Annotated in this window: 23 protein-coding genes and 1 other annotated feature; of the genes, 2 read left to right on the top strand and 21 right to left on the bottom strand. The window is 48.1% G+C overall.

Annotation, left to right across the window (positions count from 1 at the left end):
- Positions 1–161: 161 nt before the first annotated feature.
- Both C7R94_RS16940 and C7R94_RS16935 read right to left on the bottom strand, forming a co-directional pair.
- Positions 162–755, bottom strand: coding sequence for an Hsp20/alpha crystallin family protein (locus tag C7R94_RS16940; RefSeq protein WP_106783080.1), 594 nt, complete (start codon positions 753–755; stop codon positions 162–164).
- 85 nt (positions 756–840) lie between these two features.
- Positions 841–2,196, bottom strand: coding sequence for an LCP family glycopolymer transferase (locus C7R94_RS16935; protein ID WP_106783077.1), 1,356 nt, complete (start codon positions 2,194–2,196; stop codon positions 841–843).
- Positions 2,197–2,433: 237 nt separating this feature from the next.
- On the opposite strand from C7R94_RS16935, the gene C7R94_RS16930 reads away from it, so the two are divergent.
- Together C7R94_RS16930 and C7R94_RS16925 are read left to right on the top strand one after the other, a co-directional pair.
- Positions 2,434–3,363 (top strand): NAD(P)/FAD-dependent oxidoreductase, encoded by a 930-nt coding sequence (locus tag C7R94_RS16930; protein WP_106783075.1) that lies wholly within the window; start codon positions 2,434–2,436, stop codon positions 3,361–3,363.
- 14 nt (positions 3,364–3,377) lie between these two features.
- The gene (locus C7R94_RS16925) at positions 3,378–3,851 is read left to right on the top strand and encodes an NUDIX domain-containing protein (protein WP_106783073.1); all 474 of its coding nucleotides are present in this window, start codon (positions 3,378–3,380) and stop codon (positions 3,849–3,851) included.
- A 70-nt stretch (positions 3,852–3,921) separates the two neighbouring features.
- On the opposite strand, the gene C7R94_RS16920 is transcribed toward C7R94_RS16925, so the two are convergent.
- From C7R94_RS16920 to C7R94_RS16830, 19 genes are all read right to left on the bottom strand, one after another.
- A complete protein-coding gene (locus C7R94_RS16920; protein WP_106783070.1) occupies positions 3,922–5,295 on the bottom strand; it encodes an MFS transporter in 1,374 nt (457 codons plus the stop codon).
- A 15-nt stretch (positions 5,296–5,310) separates the two neighbouring features.
- The gene (locus tag C7R94_RS16915) at positions 5,311–6,462 is read right to left on the bottom strand and encodes a mandelate racemase/muconate lactonizing enzyme family protein (protein ID WP_106783068.1); all 1,152 of its coding nucleotides are present in this window, start codon (positions 6,460–6,462) and stop codon (positions 5,311–5,313) included.
- Positions 6,449–7,222, bottom strand: coding sequence for a TraR/DksA C4-type zinc finger protein (locus C7R94_RS16910; RefSeq protein WP_106783066.1), 774 nt, complete (start codon positions 7,220–7,222; stop codon positions 6,449–6,451). The genes C7R94_RS16915 and C7R94_RS16910 overlap by 14 nt, the downstream gene beginning before the upstream one ends.
- Positions 7,223–7,329: 107 nt before the next feature.
- Positions 7,330–10,107, bottom strand: a complete 2,778-nt coding sequence (gene ileS, locus C7R94_RS16905) for an isoleucine--tRNA ligase (RefSeq protein WP_106783064.1) — start codon at positions 10,105–10,107, stop codon at positions 7,330–7,332.
- A gap of 46 nt (positions 10,108–10,153) precedes the next feature.
- Positions 10,154–10,421 (bottom strand) — a binding site (T-box leader).
- A gap of 89 nt (positions 10,422–10,510) precedes the next feature.
- The gene (locus C7R94_RS16900) at positions 10,511–11,002 is read right to left on the bottom strand and encodes a DivIVA domain-containing protein (protein ID WP_007717747.1); all 492 of its coding nucleotides are present in this window, start codon (positions 11,000–11,002) and stop codon (positions 10,511–10,513) included.
- A 101-nt stretch (positions 11,003–11,103) separates the two neighbouring features.
- A complete protein-coding gene (locus tag C7R94_RS16895; protein ID WP_106783062.1) occupies positions 11,104–11,877 on the bottom strand; it encodes a YlmH family RNA-binding protein in 774 nt (257 codons plus the stop codon).
- Between the two features lie 12 nt (positions 11,878–11,889).
- On the bottom strand, positions 11,890–12,156 hold the full coding sequence (locus tag C7R94_RS16890; protein WP_106783060.1) for a YggT family protein: 267 nt from the start codon (positions 12,154–12,156) through the stop codon (positions 11,890–11,892).
- Positions 12,157–12,187: 31 nt separating this feature from the next.
- Positions 12,188–12,616, bottom strand: a complete 429-nt coding sequence (locus C7R94_RS16885; protein ID WP_015892082.1) for a cell division protein SepF — start codon at positions 12,614–12,616, stop codon at positions 12,188–12,190.
- A gap of 42 nt (positions 12,617–12,658) precedes the next feature.
- Complete coding sequence (locus tag C7R94_RS16880; protein ID WP_047068348.1) at positions 12,659–13,357, bottom strand: YggS family pyridoxal phosphate-dependent enzyme; 699 nt, start codon at positions 13,355–13,357, stop codon at positions 12,659–12,661.
- Positions 13,358–13,377: 20 nt separating this feature from the next.
- Complete coding sequence (pgeF, locus tag C7R94_RS16875) at positions 13,378–14,208, bottom strand: peptidoglycan editing factor PgeF (RefSeq protein ID WP_106783057.1); 831 nt, start codon at positions 14,206–14,208, stop codon at positions 13,378–13,380.
- Between the two features lie 81 nt (positions 14,209–14,289).
- Complete coding sequence (locus C7R94_RS16870; RefSeq protein WP_015892085.1) at positions 14,290–14,568, bottom strand: YlmC/YmxH family sporulation protein; 279 nt, start codon at positions 14,566–14,568, stop codon at positions 14,290–14,292.
- 161 nt (positions 14,569–14,729) lie between these two features.
- On the bottom strand, positions 14,730–15,509 hold the full coding sequence (gene sigG, locus C7R94_RS16865) for an RNA polymerase sporulation sigma factor SigG (RefSeq protein WP_007717728.1): 780 nt from the start codon (positions 15,507–15,509) through the stop codon (positions 14,730–14,732).
- Between the two features lie 149 nt (positions 15,510–15,658).
- Positions 15,659–16,381 (bottom strand): RNA polymerase sporulation sigma factor SigE, encoded by a 723-nt coding sequence (gene sigE, locus C7R94_RS16860; RefSeq protein ID WP_007717727.1) that lies wholly within the window; start codon positions 16,379–16,381, stop codon positions 15,659–15,661.
- Positions 16,382–16,383: 2 nt separating this feature from the next.
- Complete coding sequence (gene spoIIGA / locus C7R94_RS16855) at positions 16,384–17,346, bottom strand: sigma-E processing peptidase SpoIIGA (RefSeq protein ID WP_106783055.1); 963 nt, start codon at positions 17,344–17,346, stop codon at positions 16,384–16,386.
- Positions 17,347–17,580: 234 nt separating this feature from the next.
- Complete coding sequence (gene ftsZ, locus C7R94_RS16850; protein ID WP_106783052.1) at positions 17,581–18,729, bottom strand: cell division protein FtsZ; 1,149 nt, start codon at positions 18,727–18,729, stop codon at positions 17,581–17,583.
- A gap of 126 nt (positions 18,730–18,855) precedes the next feature.
- Positions 18,856–20,109, bottom strand: coding sequence for a cell division protein FtsA (gene ftsA, locus C7R94_RS16845; protein ID WP_047068357.1), 1,254 nt, complete (start codon positions 20,107–20,109; stop codon positions 18,856–18,858).
- A gap of 142 nt (positions 20,110–20,251) precedes the next feature.
- Complete coding sequence (locus C7R94_RS16840) at positions 20,252–20,599, bottom strand: small basic family protein (protein WP_007717721.1); 348 nt, start codon at positions 20,597–20,599, stop codon at positions 20,252–20,254.
- 2 nt (positions 20,600–20,601) lie between these two features.
- Positions 20,602–21,348 (bottom strand): DUF881 domain-containing protein, encoded by a 747-nt coding sequence (locus C7R94_RS16835; RefSeq protein ID WP_047068359.1) that lies wholly within the window; start codon positions 21,346–21,348, stop codon positions 20,602–20,604.
- Positions 21,349–21,367: 19 nt separating this feature from the next.
- The gene (locus C7R94_RS16830) at positions 21,368–22,078 is read right to left on the bottom strand and encodes a DUF881 domain-containing protein (protein ID WP_106783049.1); all 711 of its coding nucleotides are present in this window, start codon (positions 22,076–22,078) and stop codon (positions 21,368–21,370) included.
- Positions 22,079–22,100: the final 22 nt, after the last annotated feature.

The raw sequence follows: 22,100 nt of genomic DNA, 5'->3' as shown, positions 1-22,100 counted from the left end.
ACCAGCATGGTACGATTAAAGTGTAAGATGCGATATTTATAACTGTATACATAACATAAACAGTCGTGGTCTGATTATATCATCGTGTCTGTTTATGTGCAATAAAAAGAACCTGGTACAACTGTCCAGGTTCCTTTTTGATTTTCCACTACCACCTGCTTTTACAAGCTCGCCTTAAAAGTTGTTTTTCGTTCGTTCGCAGCCCTGCCACGCATCAAATAGATTTCTAACAACCCGTCCTGATACTGGGCCTTCATCCCTTTTGAACTGACGGAAACCGGTAGAGCCAGCTTTCGATAAAAGGGGCCGTAGCTTCTTTCCCCTTGCGTGCGAATCCCCTGGTGCCCACTTTCCTTGATGAGCCCCTTGACCTCCAGCCAACGTTGGTCGGAGAGTGTGATCTCCAGACTATCGCGATCGAAGCCCGGAAGTTCACAGGAAACAATGACCATTTGCTCTGACTGGAAGATATCCGAGGCAGGGGAAAAATGCGAATCGTCTACCTGCACGAAACCCATCGGTTTTTCCTTCGACTTTTTTTTCCCCTTTTTCACGGGTGGTACATGTGGCGCGGCGGCGGCCGTCTTTTGTGCTGCTTGCTTATTAAGCGTCGCGATATTCTCCCAAAAATTTGTATCCAACACCTGTCCCATCTGGGTCAATGCTTTCCACGGATGATCTGGGTCAAAACCGAGCTTGGACAAACTTTCGGATGCTTTTTGCAACTGCTTCATGGTCTCTTGCAAATTTTTCATAACATACGCACTCCCCTTCCCAGCAGAGGCAAGACTGTCTATGTACGATAGAATATGTGCTTTTGCCCGGGGGGTGTGCTCAAGATTATCCAGTTTGCCCAATGTCAGCACTATCTGTCGCCGGTGCAGGCGGGGCCAAAATATCTGGTGGCGGCATATTACTATCCGTCGGCCCAGGATTCGGTTCGCCATTGCCATCTGGTACAGTAGGCGGTGTTACAGGCTCCTGTGTTGGTTCTGGAGCAGGTTTTGATGGTGTCGCTGGTTTTTGTGCTTTTGGCTGTTCTTTTGCACCTGTTGTAGACTTAGGCTTCGTTGCTGGCGTTCTCTTCTCCGCTTTCATTTCGACCTTTGCTACTTCTGCTACAGCTGCATCACTGAGCTGTTCACTCGGTCCAGCTACACCCACTTCTGTTTGCAGGGCAGTTCGAACAGCTTGCATGTTCTCTCTCGGCCACAAGGAATAAGGAGAACTCCAGATCGCCCCATTATCCAAAGTAACCATATTGCTTGACGAAAAGCTGGCAAAATCGAGTGCCAATCCTTTTATTTGGTCTGCCGAGAGATCGGTTTTAATATGCTGACCAACGGTATCCAGCACAGCTGTCAAACTCGATAATCCCTCCATAGACATGCTCTTTTCTGCCACGGCACGAATCACCTGCTGCTGTCTGCGGTTGCGATCGAAGTCGCTCGAGTTGTAAGCGTCCCCACGTCTGTCGATGCGATGACGGACGAAGCCGAGTGCCTGCTCTCCGTTCAATACTTGTTTCCCTTTTTTCAAGCTGCGGTATACCCCTTGCTTCGGCAATTCGTATACGAGATCACGATCTACGTCAACTGTAATGCCGCCCAGCTTGTCAATGACCGCTGTGAAGCCTTCAAAGTCAAGCTGCACGTAATGCTCAACTGAGATCCCCAGCATGTGATTTAATGTTTTTTTGAGCATCGTCATGCCATTTTCTGTGACAGGCTTCCCTCTGATTTCCGCATCCTTCCTGATATTTTCCCCTAATGCAAATACTTCATTGACCTTGTGATAGCCTGGATATCCTGGGATTTGAACACGGGTATCACGAGGCAACGATACCATGCTCAGCTTTTGCGTAACCGGATTGGCGACTGCAACGACGAGTACATCCGTGTTCAACATGCCAATGTTTTTGCGCGTATCCACCCCGACGATGACAAAAGCGATTGATTTCTTTTGTTCGTACGGCTTTTCTACGACAGGTTGATTCGGCAGCTTGTAAGGGTCAGCTGTTACGATGTCCAACGTCCTGTTAAACTGGTTGAGGGCGAAGCCTGCTCCTACGGCCAACAAACAGAGGAATAAGCAACCCGCCAAGAGCAGATACATCCGCTTGCTTCGCTGGCCACGCTTGATCCGTTTACGCGGCTGTTTTGCAGGAGCCTGAGGCTTGTCATTCTTGGCTTGCACGTTCGGTTCACTCCTTTTTACTATCACGGGGTCCATAGTGCTTTGGGCTATTCATTTTTCAATATATTCTGGAAAACTTTCGTCTCATTTTACCACAATCTTCCGGTAAATTGTAGAATCATGCCGATCCAACTCGATCGGTTTTCCCTCTGAGTTCTTGCACTTGCGAATCGAAACAGGTAGTCTAAAACTGAGGAAAATCAGATAGATGAATAAGGGAATCGGAGGGACTTGAGAGTGGAACACATACAGGTGCTGATCGCAGGTGGCGGCATCGCAGGGTTGTCCGCAGCAATATGGTGCCAACGATTAGGTCTTTCTTGTCTTCTTATCGAAAAAACGGATAGACTCGGCGGCCAGCTGCATCACATTTACAACGAGATTACCGACTTTCCGCCCCTTGTATATGACCAGGGAGCTGCCCTTGTAAAGGTACTGATCGCACATCCTTTCATCCAGCAGCAAAACATACGATTGAACGAAACCATTCTTTCCATTGATCAGGAAACGAAACAAGTGACCACTTCGAAATCCGTTTATCGTGTCGACTTTTTACTTATCGCCACAGGCGTTGGCTGGAATGAAATACCAGCTCTAGCTGATTGTCCGAGCGTCCTGTCGCCTTGGTTTTCTACAACTGCCCAAGCGCACACCATCGCTGGGCAAGATATCGCCGTTATTGGCGGAGGAGATCGTGCATTAGAGAGTGCTGCAAATGTGAGCTTGCATGCCCGACAAGTCTATCTGTTGGTTCGGAGCAGTGGGTGGCGTGCTCGGCCCGAATGGCAAAAGAAAATCACAGGCCTCCCCAACATCCAAGTCCTGTGGGAAACACAAGTAAGCGACTATCAGGAAGAAGAGGCAAGGACTGTTCTGTCACTCACCTCTACGCGCGAAGGCAATCCGCCGGCGATCGTAGTTGATTGGATTCTGCCGCGAATTGGTGTTCATGGAAACACAGCTGGTCTCGAAGGCTTGGACACGTTTGGCGATGAGTATTTGCAAACAGATACGTATCAACGAGTCAACTCTCCATGGATATACGCAGTCGGAGACGTGAGCAACGGAGCTGCCTATGCGAGTTTGTCTCTGGCAGTTGGTCAAGCGATGAAGGCGGTCAAACATATTTCCTTGCAAATTCAAAACAACAGATCAATGAGCCTGTAGAAGGAGAGCTTTGCATGCACGCTTTTTACGACGATTTCGGCTTACCTGTCAAGCTAACCTTTTCCCCAGAAGAGTATCGTAACCACCAAGCAGGTCACGTCCTGATCTTCGCTTTTTATCAAGGTAAGCTGTTATTTACACGCCATCGTTCACGCGGTGTGGAGCTACCAGGGGGAAAAGTAGAAGCAGGGGAAAACAGCCTGTCGGCAGCAGTTCGTGAGGTCTATGAAGAAACCGGCGCCATTCTGGAAGGGATTGAGCGCATCGGACAGTACACCATTGACGATTCGATGCGAAAAGACATTTATATCGCGAAGGTAGCGCATTATACAAGCCAGCCAAGCGGCTCAGACGTGCTTGCCACCATTGTGTTTGCAGATATCCCTCGAGATATAAAAGGCAATCAGGAGTTTAGTCGCATTCTGCAAGATGATGTATATCCGCTCGCACTTGAACGAGCTTTACGCCATCCCTTCGCTGAATCCTAGCCATGATAAACAGGCTCGTCCCTGTCGCTCTCATTGTATTCGGTGAGAATGACCGACAGAGACAGCCTGTTTATTGTTTCTCCTTTTCCTTCTTTCCCGACAACACCCGCTTGACGAGCTCATTTGGGTCAAAACCATACCTTTCCATGGCTCTCTCACGTTGTTCCTCATGGACCGTTTCCGGTTCAATTCCCAGTACCTCTGATATTTGCCGCCACGCTTTCGTATCGCTGTCTTTTGCCCCCTGTCCTTGCTGCTCGACCTGCTTAGGCTTCAAGAAAAAGATCGCAACTACAGCGAACACGAGCGATAAACCTGCGATTGATAGAAACATGACCGTTCGGGAAATCTCGAGCAACCAGGTAAAAATAGGCGGGCCGATCGCAACACCGATAAAACGGACACCGCTATACAAAGAGGTAATCATGCCCCGCTCTGTTTTTTGTACGGCCCCAACAATCATGGAGTTCAAGCACGGTAAAATCATCCCCGTCCCCACGCTGCCGATGACCAAAATGCCTATCAGAACATAAGCCCCCTGGACAAAGCTAGCCAAAATGTAGGACGTAGCCAGCAAAAACATGCCGATAATCACAAACAGACGCATCAGCTTCAGCTTCTTTTTGATGATGATTCCTGTCACATATGCCGCAATACTCATCACAAGCAAGGGAATCGCCAAGAAAAAGCCTTTGATGACACCATCGATCTTGTATTTTTCCTCCAATAAATCAGACAGGTAAAACAGTACACCAAACAACGTGAACAAGCAGATACTCCCAATAAAAAACGCGGGGACAAGCCATTTGCCATGCTGCTTAAACACTTGCGCAATCGAATGCATGTACTGCTTGACGGGAAGCGGCTTCTTCTCCTGTTTCTTTTCCTTGGTCAGAAATAAAAACATCAGGAGGACGACACCGCAAATAATCGGAAAAGCTAAAAAGACCATGTACCACGAAATGAGAGCAAGCAGGGAGCCAAAAATCGGACTTAATACTTTCCCCATCCCATTTGATGTCTCCAAGAGCCCCAATGCCCTACTCTCCGAAGCGCCATCGAACAGATCCCCTACCAAAGCCATCGCGATGGGGGCTGTTCCGGCGGCCCCGATCCCCTGCAAGACACGCCCTCCCATTATGGCCATATAAGGTTGATCCAGCCACAGCGCGGCAAGCCCTGCGACCAAACCACCCAGACCATACAAGGCAAGGGAGATGATAATAACAATTTTTCTCCCAAATCGATCCGACAAATAGCCGGCAAAAGGGATAACAATACCTGCCGCAATCGAAAAAGCGGTGATCAACAAGCTCGACTGTAAGGAGGTGAGCTTCATTTCCGTTTTCATTGTAGGCAGTACAGGGATCAACATCGAGTTGCCCAGCACCATAACTAATGGAACCCCGACAAGCCCAATTAGGTTTTTCGCATTTTGTGCCATACGAAACTCCTTGTCTTACGCATAAGCGCTACCGTCCCAGCGCAACGCGTTAATAATCTCCCAGTCAGGTTCAACGCCTATTCCCACGCCAGTAGGAAGCGTCACTTCGCCATTTATGGGTCGCAGCGGAAACAATTGTGTAAAGGGGTTCTCCATAACGTCCCATTCGACAGGCTCAATTGGTTGGCCATCCATCTTGGTCCATGCCAACAAGCAAGCTTGTGCAAATAACGTATACAATCGTGCCAGCGAGCCATCAAAGGAATGCGGAGACACGCGATAACCAAACTGACGAGCCATTTGCAAATGCGTTCGATAATCATCCATGCCTCCCGTATGCATCAGGTCAGGCTGTGCAATATCGATGGCTCCCCCTTCATACAGAGGCAAAAACTGTGCGCAACGGATCAAGTTTTCTCCGCCAGCAAGCGGGATGGATAATGACGAACGAAGCTTGACATATTCGTTTGTACGATCCATAGGCATCGGTTCTTCCAGCCAAAGCCAATTGCTATAACGGGAAAAAAGCCCCTCCCACTTCCTTGCAGTCGCACAGTCGTAGCTCTGATTGGCATCTACTGCTACTTGAACTTTTTCGGGAAGCAAATTCATCAGTTTTTCGATGTGCGTCTGATCCTCTTGAACAGAGCGCCCGCCAATCTTTACTTTTACCATCTTGAAGCCATCGTCAACTTGCTGGCTGACTTGCTTCCATGACTGTTGCATCCAGTCTTCTGTTTCACGGTAGGATTGGAGAGAGGCGTATACCGAGATACGAGCATGAATCTGGCCTCCCCACAGCTGGCACACAGATAGCCCCGCCGCTTTCGCCAAAATTTCCGTAAGTGCCATACTGACGCCTGAAGCCGCTCGCTGATGCCACTTTCCTATGACATCGACAATGGCTACTCTGTTGTCCACCTGCTTACCCAGCAAGTACGGAATGATGCGCTCACAAAAGCCTTTGTGGAGCGTCGGCAGCCAATCGATAATTTCTCCCCAGCCATCTATTCCAGCCCGTGTGATAATCCGAATGAGATAGCTGGTTCGATAACGCTTATACCCATTCGCATCGCCGTAAGCTTGCGATAGACGATGAAGAAGCGGATACGTTTCTACGCGCTCAATTTGCAGGTCTGCGACTGCTACCTGCTCATGAATAGTCATCCATGCCCTCTCGCTCTGCTCGCTCTCCCTCATAATCGTCATAGGAGAGGAAATTTCCTTTCCCTTCCCCTTTTCTCATGTACTCCTCATACGTCCCGCTTCTCATAAAATGCACACTGTCCGGTCCATGATAGCCCTCAATATCGGTATAACCGATCTCCTCTACAGCTTCGACAAAGCCATCCGGCTCATTGCTCTCGATATACATTTCTTCGTAATCTGTTTTGTCGGGTTCTTGGTATGAAAAAGGAGTACTGGATGTCCCCCATGACTCGACAATTTGCCAAGCATCCTCACCGTCGAATCCGTTTTGTCCTTCTTTTTCATCTAAAGATGTTCGACCGAATGGTGGCTGCAAAAACTCCTCTTCAATCGGACGCGACTCATTGACTATCGGCGCTGGTGCATGCTCCTTACAAGTTTGTGCCTGAGGCAATGCTTCCAGTCGCTCTACAGGTATTTGCTCTCCACAGACTGTACAAAGGCCGTAGGTGCCTTCCTCCATGCGCTGTAGCGCCTGATCAATCTCTTTTAATGTCTCACGATCTAGACTGTCTAGAGCCAAATCTTTTTCCCGTTCAAACATCTCGCTGCCGATATCTGCCGGATGATTATCGTACATGGCAAACTCCTGCAAAGAGGTTGTCATCGGTTCTCTCATGCCATAATGGTCCTGTACGCGGTCTTCCAGTTCTTTTTTCTGTTCCAGCAGCTTTTCCCGGAAGCTGGCCACCATCTTTTGGTCCACGCTGTACACCACCTTTGTTTGGTTTCCTCAACAGGTAGTATGTCTTGGTCCCGAAGGAAATATGACCAACAAAAAAACCTGCCATCCCCAAAGGGAACGACAGGTCGATCAACCGATTTTTATTCTGTTACATGTGCGTAGTGTTGTTCTACGATATCAGCGCAACGTACGCAGAGTGATGCGTGCGACTCGCGAGTGCCAACATCAGGTTTTACTACGCGGCAACGCTCGCATTTTCCACCGTCTGCGGCAGAGACCACAGCAGCAATTCCTTCGAGCTGAACTGCTTCTGTTGGAGCAGACCCGCTGTGCACATCCACGTGAGCCACGATGAACAGGTCAGCCAGATCGTCCATAGCTGCCAATGTTTTCGCAACTTCTTCCGTTTGTGGGTACAGAGCCAGCTTCGCATCAACGGAGTTGCCAAATACCTTGTTGCGGCGGGCTTCTTCCATGGCTTTGAGAACCTCGTCACGGATCGCCAGGAACGCATCCCATTTGCTCTCTGCTTCTGCTGCAAAGCTGAGATGTTGTTCGTCGCCTTCTGGCATATCCGTCAACTGTACACTTTTCTCTTCCACACCTGGGATGAACGCCCACACCTCATCGGCTGTATGCGGCAACAGTGGAGCAACCAGCTTCACCAGACTGAGCAAGCAATCGTACATCACTGTCTGTGCAGCGCGGCGTTTCAGACTGTCCGGCGCTTCTACATACAGGCGATCCTTGCAAATGTCCAGATAGAAAGCGGACAAATCAATGACGCAGAAGTTGTGAACCGCATGGAAAACGGTATGGAACTGGTATTCATCGTACGCTTTGCGTGCACGCTTCGCGACTTTTGCCGCTTTCGCCAGAACATAACGGTCCAGCTCACCCAGCTCTTCGTAAGCTACGCGGTCTGTTGCTGGATTAAATCCATCCAGGTTACCCAACAGGAAGCGGAACGTATTGCGGATTTTGCGGTACACCTCAGCAATCTGGTTCAGAATCGCATCGGAAATGCGCACATCAGCCTGATAATCAACAGAAGCTACCCACAGACGCAAGATATCTGCGCCCATCTTGTCAATTACTTGTTGAGGCACGATGACGTTACCGAGGGATTTGGACATTTTGCGTCCTTCTCCATCCAATGCAAAACCGTGACTCAGGACAGATTTGTAAGGAGCTGTGCCATACACAGCAACCCCCGTCGAGAGAGAAGAATTGAACCATCCACGATACTGGTCAGAGCCTTCCAGATACATGTCAGCTGGCCAAGCAATGCCTCTTTCGCGCAAAACAGCCTGATGACTGGAGCCGGAGTCGAACCAAACGTCCATAATATCCGTTTCTTTGCGGAAATCCTTGCAATCGCATTTGGTGCAAGAAAGGCCTTCTGGAACCAGCTCATTTGCTTCACGGGAGAACCATACTTTCGATCCTTCTTTGCGGAACAGATCAGCAACATGGTTGATCGTCGTGTCGTTAATAATCGGTTCGTTACACGCTTTGCAATAGAAGATTGGAATCGGCACACCCCATACACGTTGACGGGAAATGCACCAGTCGCCGCGATCCGCAATCATATTAGCCAAGCGAGTTTCTCCCCAATGAGGAATCCATTTTACATTTTTAATCGCTTCGAGCATTTGCTCACGGAATCCGTCGATAGACGCGAACCATTGCTCTGTCGCGCGATAAATAACCGGTTTTTTCGTACGCCAGTCATGTGGGTAAGAGTGCGTGAAGAAATTGAGCTTCAAGAGCGCTCCGTTTTCTTTCAGCTTTTCCGTAATCACTTTGTTGGCATCTTCATAGAACAGACCTTCAAAGCCCGGTGCCTCATTGGTCATTTTACCTTCGTGATCGACTGGGCAAAGGACACCCAAATTGTATTTTTGACCAACGTTAAAGTCATCTTCCCCGTGGCCTGGAGCAGTATGAACGCAACCAGTACCTGCATCCAAGGTTACGTGCTCACCCAGGATGAGTGGAGACTTGCGATCGTAGAACGGATGCTGAGTTTCTACACCTTCCAGCTCTTGACCTTTAAATGTCGCAAGAATCTCGACGCCTTCCCAGCCAATTTCTTTGCTTGCAGCTTCAATCAGACCGTTGGCTACCAGGAATTTGCGACCATCTACCTTTACGACGTTGTACTCGAGCTCAGGGTGCAGGCTGATCGCGAGGTTTGCTGGTAATGTCCATGGAGTCGTTGTCCAAATAACAACGCCTGTTTCTGTGTCCAGCTTGCCTTTTCCATCTGCTACCTGGAAGCTGACGTAAATAGAAGGGGAACGCTTGTCTTTGTATTCGATTTCTGCGTCAGCCAGAGCCGTCTCAGAAGACGGAGACCAGTACACGCAGCGCAGACCTTTGTAAATATAGCCCTTTTTCGCCATTTCGCCGAATACGCGAATTTGGTTGGCTTCATACTCAGGCAAAAGTGTTACATAAGGGTTTTCCCAATCTCCACGAACGCCCAGACGCTTGAATTGGTCGCGTTGCTTGTCGATATAGGACCAAGCATATTCTTCACAGCGTTGGCGGAAATCGTTCACTTCGATGCTGCGACGATCCAGACCTTGTGCATTGATAATCGCTTGCTCAATCGGCAAACCATGTGTATCCCAACCTGGGATGTACGGCGCATAGAAGCCTGCCATGGATTTGTAGCGAACGATGAAGTCCTTGAGGATTTTGTTCAGTGCGTGACCGATATGGATGTCTCCATTCGCATATGGAGGTCCATCATGCAAGACAAAAGACGGGCGGTCTTTTGTACGATCCAACACTTGTTGGTAAATATTTTGCTCTTCCCATACTGCTTGCATCTGTGGCTCGCGGCTTGGCAAATTTCCGCGCATGGGGAAATCTGTTTTTGGTAGCGCTAAGGTTTTGCTGTAATCCATGGCCTGATTCACTCCTTAAATAAATAAAAGCCTTCACTCATCCCCTAAAAGGGACGAGAGAAAGCTCCCGTGGTACCACCCTGATTGAACAAACCCGTACGACAAAAAAACCTGCATCGGATTCGCTCCACTTCACTCATTCGTAACGGGAATGACTCGCTCACTTACTCACCTGTACAACCATCAAGGTTTTGCGGTTTTCGGATATTGAACTCCCGGGTGATTTTCTGCGAAAGCAACTGGCCGGGTTTTCACCTTTTCCCGACTCTCTAGGCAGTGCTGGCTCACGTACTCTTCCCGTTCATCGTCTATGATTTGTATAAGCTGTTCAACTTCTATAAGTGCTTTATTTCGAAAAAGTTGTCTTTCATTATAATACCATCATTGCTCGAACGTCAATGATTTATTCAACTGTTACAGGCGAATCAACTTGTGGTTGTTCAATGCTGTCCCAGTCGCCATTCTCCAGCATTTCCAACTGTGCTTCCAAAAGCGTCCGAAAACGCATACGGTAAACCGAAGCACGCTTTTTTAATTCTTCGATTTCGATTGCGATTTTGCGCGACTTCGCCAATGCTTCATTGACGATTCGGTCTGCATTTTTCTCAGCTTCTTTTAAGATGAGCTGCGCTTCCTTGCGGGCATTCGACTTCACATCCTCAGCTGTCTCCTGCGCCACCAGAATCGACTTGCTCAAATTTTCTTCCAAGCTCTTATAGTAATCTACGCGCTCATTCAGAATGGCTACGCGCTCTTCCTGTTCTTTTTTCTCTTTTATCAAGAGCTCAAAATCCTTGATCACCTGATCGAGAAATTCGTTCACTTCGTCAATGTTATACCCACGAAAGCCTGTGCTGAATTCCTTATTGTGTATATCCAACGGCGTTAAAGGCACATGAACCCCCCACTTTTCCCGATAATTCGTCTTCAATCATTTCGACAGGATTAGCAGTGTTTCCTGCCGTATTTTACAATTTTTTGCGCCTTGGGTCCATCTTATGTAACCAGTCCGACAATCATGCGCAGTCTTCCACTTCGTGTCGGACCTGCTACCTCAAGAATTTTGAACCGACCATAGCCTGCAAGCGAAACCATATCACCCATCTGGAGTTGATAAGACGGGTCTTCGATTACTTTCCAGTTGATTTTTACTTTTCCCGCTCGAATTGGTACCAGTGCCTTTGCGCGAGACATATTGTGTACTTCTCCGATGATCGCATCAATTCGCGGTGATGGCACGGTGATCGTTTTCTCTACAAACTTGGGGGCAGGGGGTGTGAACGCCTCCCATGCTACCCGCTCAAACTGAACAGATGCCCGATGAATTTGCGTCACCTGCGCACAGACAAAATCAGCGACTTCCTCAGCTACAATCGCATAGCTGCCAGCGGAATCTGTCAGCATATCTCCGAATTTCTCCCGCTTCATCCCGACGCCCAGCATCGCCCCCATCACATCTCGATGCTCCAGCACATGAAAGCGCTGATCAGCCTTGATTGCCAATAAGGTAAGGCGATAATCATCAGGCTCGACTGGAAGGTACTCCGGATGGATGATAATACGGACTCGCTCGGCACCCTCGTAGCCTCCATATGGAGAAACCTTCACATCTCTTACTTGTGAAGATAGACTCTGAAAAATCATCAACTGTCTAGGGTCTACAAAATCAGTAAGGCGCATGGCCTGCTTCCGCTCTGCTTGCGTCAGCATTTCCAGCGCCCGTTCAACAAAGGGACGTTCTTCTTTTGAAAAATGGTCAAATATGCTCATCGTTTCACTCGCCTAGAACATGATTTGTTCCAAAATAGCGTACAGGCCAGATTGGGCAAAACGCAGGGCAATTAAAGCGACAATCGGGGAGATGTCGATGAAGCCGAGCGGTGGGATAAACCGGCGAAATGGCGCCAAATAAGGCTCAACCAGTCTTTCCAGTAGCTGACCAATGCCTGTACCTCTCATTTGAGGAACCCACGACATCAAAATGTAAGCAATAATCATATATTGATATACCGTAAAGGCAAAATCTAAAATATCCACAAAAACTTTCATTAGCTCACCCTTTTACATTCGTCTTAAAAGGCTACTCTTCCAACACACTGGAGATCGTACCCTGGATATCTACATGGTCAGGAGTGCACACGAAGATCGTGTCTCCGACCTTTTGGATATCGCCGTTTAACGCGTATACCGTCCCACTCAAAAAGTCGATAATTCTCTTGGCTTGGTCTTTTTCCACGCGATGGAGGTTGACCACAACAGGTCTACGATGACGCAGGTTATCAGCGATATCCTGTGCGTCGCTGTAATGACGGGGTTCACAGAGAATCAAACGGATTCCCTCCTTTTCCCGTGCTTGAAACGGTACTACGTTGTTAGTTCGACTAATCGCTGGCTGGCGTTTGTGCGAGGACTCTTGTTCTTCTCTTTCCTCTTCCACTGTTGTCGTCTCTTCGATGTATTCCTCGTTTTCTAACCCCAGAAACCCCATCAATTTATTCATAACACCCATACTCTTCCTCCTCTCTTACTCCGTGGCTTGGTCTGCTTTCCTTTACTCCGGCTTGACCAATACCGATCCTAAACGAATATATGTAGCTCCCTCTTCAATGGCCACTTCAAAATCACTAGACATGCCCATGGACAGCTCTTCCACCTGTGCGTGCGGGAATGCCATTTCGTTAATCCGTTGCTTCCACTCATAGAGTCCACGGAACACCTGTCTGGCTTCCTCTTGATTTTCGACAACAGGCGCCATTGTCATTAATCCAACGATACTTATATGTTTCATATTACTGGTTTCGCGCAAAAAAGCCAATACGTCATTGGGACTAAGGCCAAATTTTGTCTCTTCACCGGATATATTGATCTGTAAAAAGCATTTTACGACATGATCAAGCGCTTCACCGCGTCGATTCAGCTCTTGTGCCAAAGAAAGTCGGTCAAGAGAATGGATGTACGGGAATCGTCCTACGACTTCTTTTGCCTTGTTCGTCTGGAGATGCCCGATAAAATGCCAGATCCCTTTATCGCCGTGTAGCTGGTGCTTGGGCAGGGCATCCTGCACGCGATTTTCGCCGATATTCTCTACGCCTACAGCGAGCAAGTCCCCAATGGCATCTGCGTCGACATACTTGGTCACGGCAATAATTTTTACTTCCTCACGTTTGCGGTTCGCCCGATCGCAAGCAGCCTGAATTCTTGCTTCGATGGATTGCAGTCGTTCTTTTAACAATTGTTGTTCCTTGGTCATAACGAACCCTTCCCTTTCTTTTACAGGTTTTCCTTCCAGCCGATATAGGAAGCCATGCGTCCAGTCGTCCCTTGTATCCCAGCTTCCTTGCGATGAGAGAAAAACAAGTCTGTTCTGCAGCTTGTACACCAATCCGTGGCTAAAATATTTCCTGAAGAAATTCCTGCTTCGAGCAATATCTCTGTGTTCAGCTGACGAAGGTCCAGCATATACCGCTCCCCTGTGGAGGAGATGACTGCTTTTTCCCAATCGCCTGCACAAGTGCGTACCTGCGTCATGATTCGCTCATCGACTTCATAGCAACAGCCGCCAATGGATGGGCCAATTGCGACGAGAATTTCCTGTGGCTTTGCCTGATAATGCTGCGTCATTGCCTTCACCATTTCCTCGGCAATACGGCCGACTGTCCCCTTCCAGCCTGCGTGGGCAAGTCCGATTGCACCTGATTGGCGGTCTAGAAAATAGAGGGGAACACAATCCGCATAAAACGAGGTCAGCAAGACTCCTTTTTCAAGGGTAAACAAACCATCTGTAGCAGATATGACGTCCTCCAAACTTTCTTTTCCGGCACCGCCTGCTGTGACCTGGCATACCCGATTCCCGTGCACCTGATCGGCGCATGTCCACGCCGTAAAAGACATCCCGACTTGTTCTGCCAGCTTGCGTCTATTGGCTACTACGTTTGCAGATTCATCACCCACATGCAGCCCCATATTAAAAGACCCGTACGGTTGTTCACTTTCCCCGCCTGAGCGAATGGTAAACCCCGCCACTAATCCTGGAAATTGTTGCTCCCACTCTGTTAACGATAAGATTGACTTATCCTCTACCCTGACAAATGGTTCTCTCATGTTGTCACCTTCCTCATATGGCTAATCATACCATAGCCGAAAAGAAAAGAAAGGCTATCCGTGCCTTTCTCCCCTTACTCCTTAGTATTCATCTCCACCTGAAGTTTTTACTTCAACTTTAAGTGCTTCTTCCATCCGAACAAGCACTACATCTTTCCCGATCTTCACAATATTGCGCCAAGGAATGACATAATCGTTCCCGGCAGAAAAGAAGCCGAGAAACTTGCCTGGTCCCGGAACGACGATAGCTTCTACGCGCCCGTGACGCAGATCGATCTCCAAATCTGAAATTTGCCCAAGCCGTTTCCCATCGAGAATATTTACCACTTCTTTGGTCTGGAAGTCAGAGATTTTTACCATTCTTCCTCACCTTCTTTTCTCCGTTACTTTCAGTATATGAGTCCAAAGAGGAATATGTCCGCTTCTTTGGCAAAAAGTCAGGCGGTTTGAAAACGAACTTTTCCGCGCGTACAAAAAACCCGAACGGTACAAGACCGCCGGGTCACCTATGTGGTTTCTCATTACGATTGAACGTGCTTTTGCATATGGGCAATTGCCGCTTTTTCTAATCGGGAGACCTGAGCCTGTGAGATACCGATTTCCTCTGCTACTTCCATCTGCGTTTTTCCTTCATAAAAGCGCATGGATAATATCATTTTTTCTCGGTCACCTAGCCGCTGCATTCCCTCACGAAGGGCAATTTCCTCTACCCACGTGACATCTTTGTTCTTCTCGTCACTAATCTGATCCATGACGTAAATCGGATCGCCACCATCCTGATAAATCGGTTCAAACAATGAAACCGGATCTTGGATCGCATCGAGAGCAAACACAACGTCTTCTTTTGCTACGTTCAATTCCTGAGAAATCTCGATAATGGTAGGCTCTCGCGAATGTTTGTTGGTCAGATTGTCACGCACCTGCAAGGCCTTGTACGCGATGTCTCGCAAAGAGCGGGAAACGCGAATCGGATTGTTGTCCCGTAAATAGCGTCGGATTTCTCCGATGATCATCGGTACGGCATACGTGGAAAACTTCACATTTTGCCCGAGATCAAAGTTGTCGATCGCTTTCATCAACCCGATGCAGCCCACTTGAAACAAGTCATCCACGAACTCTCCACGATTGTTGAACCGTTGGATTACGCTTAGCACCAGTCGCAAGTTGCCGTTGACCAACTTCTCGCGGGCTGCCAGCTCCCCACTTTGCAGACGCTCAAACAATTCCCGCATCTCTTTGTTTGTCAACACCGGAAGCTTGGAGGTATCTACCCCGCATATCTCTACCTTATTGCGCGTCACGTCTTTCCCTCCTCGAAGCAAGAAAAAAGTCCCTAACCCGGTTGTCTTGAAAGGCCGCGTAACTGACGCGTAGCCGACCAAGAAGGTGGCAAAAACCACCATCTGTTTCGGTTTAGGAACAGTATCCCCCCAAGCTGGGAAAATATGCGTTAGACCATCTTGTTGAATTCTTTTCGCAACCGTTTTATAATTCGCTTTTCCAAACGCGAAATATACGACTGTGAGATTCCCAACAAATCCGCTACATCCTTTTGTGTCTTTTCCTCTTCTCCCGCTAAGCCGAAGCGCAGCTCCATGATAATTCTCTCGCGGTCAGACAGTTTATCCAGTGCTTTTTTCAGAAGCTTTCGATCCACTTGGTCCTCGATGTTTTTATAGATCGTATCATTCTCCGTTCCCAAGACATCTGACAGCAACAGCTCATTGCCATCCCAGTCAATGTTAAGCGGTTCATCAAAAGATACCTCTGAACGAATTTTATTATTGCGGCGAAGATACATCAGAATTTCGTTTTCGATACAACGGGAAGCATACGTTGCCAGCTTGATGTTCTTGTCTGGATCAAAGGTATTCACTGCCTTGATCAGGCCGATGGTACCAATGCTGACCAAGTCCTCAATGTTAATTCCCGTATTCTCAAACTTGCGGGCGATGTAAACGACCAGACGAAGATTGCGCTCAATTAGCATACCGCGGACAGCCGGATCGCCGGACGGCAATCGTCCGAGCAGCAGCTCCTCTTCTTCCCTGGTCAACGGTGGAGGCAATGCTTCACTCCCGCCAATATAATAGACTTCTTCGGCGCGTACACCAAGCCAGAGCAAGATTCGGTACCAGGTCAATTGGAGTTGTAGGCGAAGTTTTACATACATGATTAGCCCTCCTGTTTGAGAATAAAGGTTGATTCTTCTGTATAAGTTTCCAACAAGGCTGGGTGCACGATGGCCTGATACTTGCCATCAGCGGCCAATGGGATCGGGTTCAGCCCGATTAGCACCCGTTCTGTTTCAAAACGAATCCCGTCTTGCACGACCATGACACAGTCTGGTTTGATTGCGAGTAAAAAATCCATTCCTCTTGACACGCTGCGATACGGGATCAAGCGTACCCGAGACTGCCATTCCAGCGGCAGATGGTCCCAAGATCCGTCCAGCTTCTCCCACACTCCACCGTTTTCATCGGCTTGTCGGAGAAGCGACGGCGGAAGCAAATGAGCGAACATGCGATTTTCCATAATCATGACGGGTATGCGTGTAATCGGCTCGTGGAGCTGGTTTCCTGTGTCCACAAGTCCACGGCAAATGACTTTTTCCCCAACCAGTGTAACGACGACATCGACAAGAAAGGTTTCCATTCTTCGCGGTTCCTGGATCGCACGGTAGCTCTTTTTCCCAAGGAAAAAGATCAGGATAAAACCGATCAGAACAATCCCCAAAGTAGGCTTGAACCCAACGCCAAATCCATCATTATGTGTGACAACCAGTCCATTTACAATTTCACTCTGCGGTGCCAAAAAATACTGTAGCCCAAGCACTCCCCCTCCAAACAAAAATGCGACGAAGTAAAAAATGATCAAGTTTTGTGCAAAGGACAACAACCTCCTGTTCCCAAAAGCAATCCACAGCATGATGACAGAAAAGAGCAATTTGACCCACCATTGATACATAGAAGAAAACACAGGAAAAAAGAAAAAGACCAGATACATGGAGCCAAACAGGGAGGCAAGTATCATTCTCCACCACACCATGCGCTCTTTGCGAAAATAAGCAGTAAACCAGAGTAACAAGGTATCAATAGCCACATTCAGGAGTAGAATGATATCAAGATACACAACCACTTGCTTTCCCCCTCATCTTTTGACCGACTTGGCAGCAAGCATGTGTCCTAGCAAAAATGGTAAATAGTAGGACGACTTCTATCAGTAAAAGCAGTATATATCAATGTGTATGTAAAGTCTGTCAATTCTTGACGGTGTTTTTTTGGTTTTTTTGTCTAACATTTTTCATCCAATCAACGAAAAAAGCCTTGTTCCCACTGACGGGAACAAGGCTTTTGACAGTCGTTTTTCGTTTTAGTTTTTGTTGCGGCGGCGATTGCGCAGGAATGCTGGAATATCCAGGTTATCCAGGTTGCCCATGGAGAAGAAGGACTTGTCTTCCTCTTCTTCCTTCGCACGGCTGTTATTCGTATTGGAAACTGGTGTTGGACGATTGCCAGGCGTGTTGACAGCCTGTTGTTGACGGCGAGGGGCTTCCGGAGCCCGTTGAGCATGCTCGAAGCCTGTGGCAATAACTGTCACGACCAATTCATTCTTTAATTCCTCGTTAATAACAGCACCGAAAATCATATTCACATCTGGGTCCGATGCGGAAGCCACGATGTCTGCGGCTTCGTTTACTTCGTACAAACTCAGGTTGGTACCGCCTGTGATGTTCATGAGTACACCACGTGCACCATCAATGGAAGTCTCAAGCAGTGGGCTGGAAATAGCACGGCGAGCAGCTTCAGCCGCCCGATTCTCCCCGCTGCTTACACCGATTCCCATGAGAGCGGAACCGCGCTCAGTCATAATCGTCTTCACGTCAGCGAAGTCAAGGTTGATCAAGCCAGGTGTTGCGATCAAATCGGAAATACCTTGAACCCCTTGTCGCAGAACGTTGTCTACTTCGCGGAATGCTTCGAGCATTGGCGTATTTTTATCAACGATTTCCAAGAGACGATCGTTAGGAATGACGATCAGTGTGTCTACCTTTTCTTTCAAAGCAGAAATACCAATTTCACCGTGCTGGGAACGTCTACGACCTTCAAAGGAGAACGGACGGGTTACTACACCAACTGTAAGAGCACCCATTTCCTTAGCGATCTCTGCAACAACAGGCGCTGCCCCTGTACCCGTACCACCGCCCATACCAGCAGTTACGAATACCATATCAGCTCCACGCAGAGCGTTCTCAATCAAATCACGGCTTTCTTCCGCCGCTTTTTTACCGATCTCGGGATTTGCACCTGCTCCCAATCCACGTGTGAGCTTTTCGCCGATTTGCAGCTTCATATCGGCGTTAGAGAGTTGGAGTGCTTGCGCGTCAGTGTTCAAGGTGATGAACTCTACACCTTTCAACCCTCCCGCGATCATGCGGTTTACTGCGTTGCTACCGCCCCCGCCGCAACCAATAACTTTAATTCGTGCAAAGGATTCCATATCCATATCAAATTCCAGCATATTGCTAGTCCTCCCCAATTCAACATAAGAAAACTTCGTGGCTACAGAAGCCTGTCAACTAAACACAATGGAACGAATCGATACCCGCATTCGTCATTGTAGTTAAGCTCGGTAAAGCGAAATCCATTAAATAAATTCGCTGAACCAGTTTTTTACTTTTTCCATCAAACCGCCGCCTTCTTTTGGCTTAGACGAGACGGTTTGCTTCTGAGTGCCCTTGAATGAGGGGGTGACGCGAATGCTGCGGCGCTCCATCAACTGCAAGGCATATTGAATCAAACCTACCCCGGTGGTGTAGGCAGGATCTCGCACTCCGATGTAATCAGGAATCGCAATTCGAACAGGTGCGTCCAATTCTTCTTTTGCCAATTCCAACATGCCCGGCATAGCTACGGTACCACCCGTTAGAACATAGCCACCTGCAATTTCGTCGCGATAGCCTAATTTGTATACAGCATCCTCGACTAATTGGAATATTTCCGCAGCGCGCGGCTCGATAATATTGGCCAAATCCACTTGCGTAAATTGCTTTTCGACCTCACTGCCAATCCGGTTCACCTTGAACTTCACATCTTCGGATGCTTCGTCAATAAGGGCACAGCCGTGTTTGGTTTTCACACGATCTGCCACATCTGTATGCGTCCGCAGTCCGAGTGAAATATCGCTCGTAATGTGGTCGCCACCGATGCCGATCACGGTGGTCGCTGCCAGTTTCCCCTGCTCGAATACACCGATCGTGGTAGAACCCGCACCGATGTCGACAAGAACGACACCCATATTTTTGTCATCTTTGGATAGAGCAACAGTACTAGCCGCAAGCGGTTGCAAGAATATTCCAGCTACACGCAGATTGGTTCGTTGAGCACAGCGAACGATGTTATGTACGACCGTTTTCAACCCGGTCACAATGGTCCCTTCCATTTCCAGTCGGACACCAATCATCCCACGCGGGTCCTTAATGCTCCCTTGTCCATCAACGATGTACTCCTTTGGGACTACCTCGATGATTTCACGGTCTGGAGGAATAGCCACGACCTTCGCTGCCTGAATTACGCGTTGAATATCTTCTTCTCGTATCTCACGGTCTTCGCTGGATACAGCGACAACCCCTTGGGTTTCATGCAGATCGATATGGTTTCCAGTGATCCCTACATACACTTCTTCGATTGAAACGCCAACCATGCGTTCTGCATGATCAACTGCTTCCCGGATGGCATGCACGGTTTGGTCGATGTCTACAATCACGCCCTTCTTGATGCCTTCTGAGTGTGATTGTCCGACGCCGATGATGTTGATGGAACCATTGTTGATCTCGCCGATCATGACGCGTACTTTGGATGTTCCAATGTCTAGGCTGACTATGAATTCATTGCTTACCAAACCTGTGACACCTCCCCTGCTACGTCTTTTTTCTTGCTAAAGTGAGAACACCTGCATAAATTATTCCACACAGGACAACCATTCCCTTTTTTTCTTATTGATTTTTTGCAAAAAAATGACCATCTTCCCATTTTTCTTTGCGTTATTCTTGCTGATTGATCCATTTGGATAGAACAATTCTCCTAATGACTGCAAGATTGTTAAACAAGCGAACCCCGAATGCCACGATCGCAGCCAAATACAGATCAATCCCCAAAAACCCTCCGATGAAAGCCAAGCCTGCTGCAAAAAGTGTGTTGAAAAAGAAGCCAGACATGAAAATACGAACATTAAAAGTACGCTCTAGAAACGAACGAATCCCCCCAAAGATCGTATCCAATCCAGCCAAGAGGGCTATTGATAGATAGCTGCTATACTCCTGGGGCACACGCCAATCCAGCAGGAAGCCGACAACAAGACCGACAATCAGTCCGATAAGCGGGAGCCACATGGTTACGAATCTCCTTTTTGTTTCACAGGTTTCATAAATTGAATCACACGTGTTTCGTTATTCGCTGAAATCATCAGCTTGTCCCGTTTTTCTGCCAGCACCTTTTTATTCGCCAGCTGGAAATTCTCCTCTACGCCCTCCAGCTTCAATGCGGACAATAATACTTCAGGCTCCCCCAATGCTTTTATCTCATACGGAGCCCTGATGGTCCTGGTATCGATTTGGATGACGTCTCCCACATTGCGGATCGCAGTGGTAGCAATCAATCGATGGCCATTAATGGAAACAGCTTGTGCTCCGTTTGCAAACAGGATATTTACCAACCAGCGCAAATCTTCATCGTCAATCGTATAGTCTCCTACAACAGGCACAGGCATATGTTCATCCGTAACCGGTTCTTCAGGCGTATGGGCATCGACAACATCAATGATGATGCCTTCTCCCTCCGCTCCTACCATACCAGCCATTCGGCGAGTCCGTGCCAACTCCTCTTTCATAACGGAGATACTTTCATCTTCACTGAGTGAGGTTTCGTATTGGTAGTACAGCTGATTATACTTTGAAATGTCTGCGAGCAGGTTTTTGTGTTTCTCCAGTTCTTTTTGCAACGTGGTCCGAAGTTCCGCGATGCTGCGAGACTCTTTATGAATAGGATGAAGACTGCTTCGTAATTGCACAGTCAACATCACACCTATGATAGCACTAATAATGGCAAGAATAAATGTGATTTTACGGCTTTTTTGTAACATAGGTAAACGCATCCTTTATTTAGGAGTGTTTCGTTTTCGCGTCACCAACAAAGGCAGGCAGCTCGACCTTCTCTTTTTTGGCTACGCTTATTTGGACAAAATCTTGCAAGGAGTGCAAAACACCTCCCGGCAAATTCAAAGCACTGTCTAGTGTGTCGGGATTCCCTATCGCAGTTACTACGAATGGAGCGGCCGACTTGATGCCGTTTACGATGATCGTAGGTCCAATGCAACGAATCTCGGAATTGCTCACCACACGCTGTCCGTTAATGCTGATGGCCTCTGCTCCTGCTGCACGCAGTTCATTGACGACTAGGCGCACGTCCTGCTCATGCACGATGTAGTTTGCGATGTCTGCGCTGTTCGCTGCATTCTGGCTATCCTGCATCGTTATGACGATACCTGGCCCTTCGACAGCGACTACACCTGCCAGCATACGCGCTGCCTCCAGTTGACTGAGTGTATCAGCTGCCTCCGATTTGCGCTCCGCCATCGCCTCTTCCACTTTTCCCACCTGACGCTGCAAATCGAGCAGTTGATTTTCCAGATGCCGATTTTGCTCCTTCTCAGACAAAATCCGGTCATTCAATTGCGTTTCCTGTTGGAACAGCTGATCATTCATCCGTTCTTTGCGCGTAAGCTTGTTGGTTTCGAAGGAAGTGGCTACTAGAAAGCCGGTAGAAAACGTCACGATGGTTAAATATAAATGAAATTTGCGACGACGACTCATTGTCTACTTTCCCCTTTTTCAT

Origin of the sequence: Brevibacillus sp. NRRL NRS-603, from assembly GCF_003013445.1 — a bacterium.
GTDB lineage: Bacteria > Bacillota > Bacilli > Brevibacillales > Brevibacillaceae > Brevibacillus > Brevibacillus formosus.
Note: the sequence above shows the minus strand (reverse complement) of the source record. Positions and strands in the feature narration are given on the sequence as shown.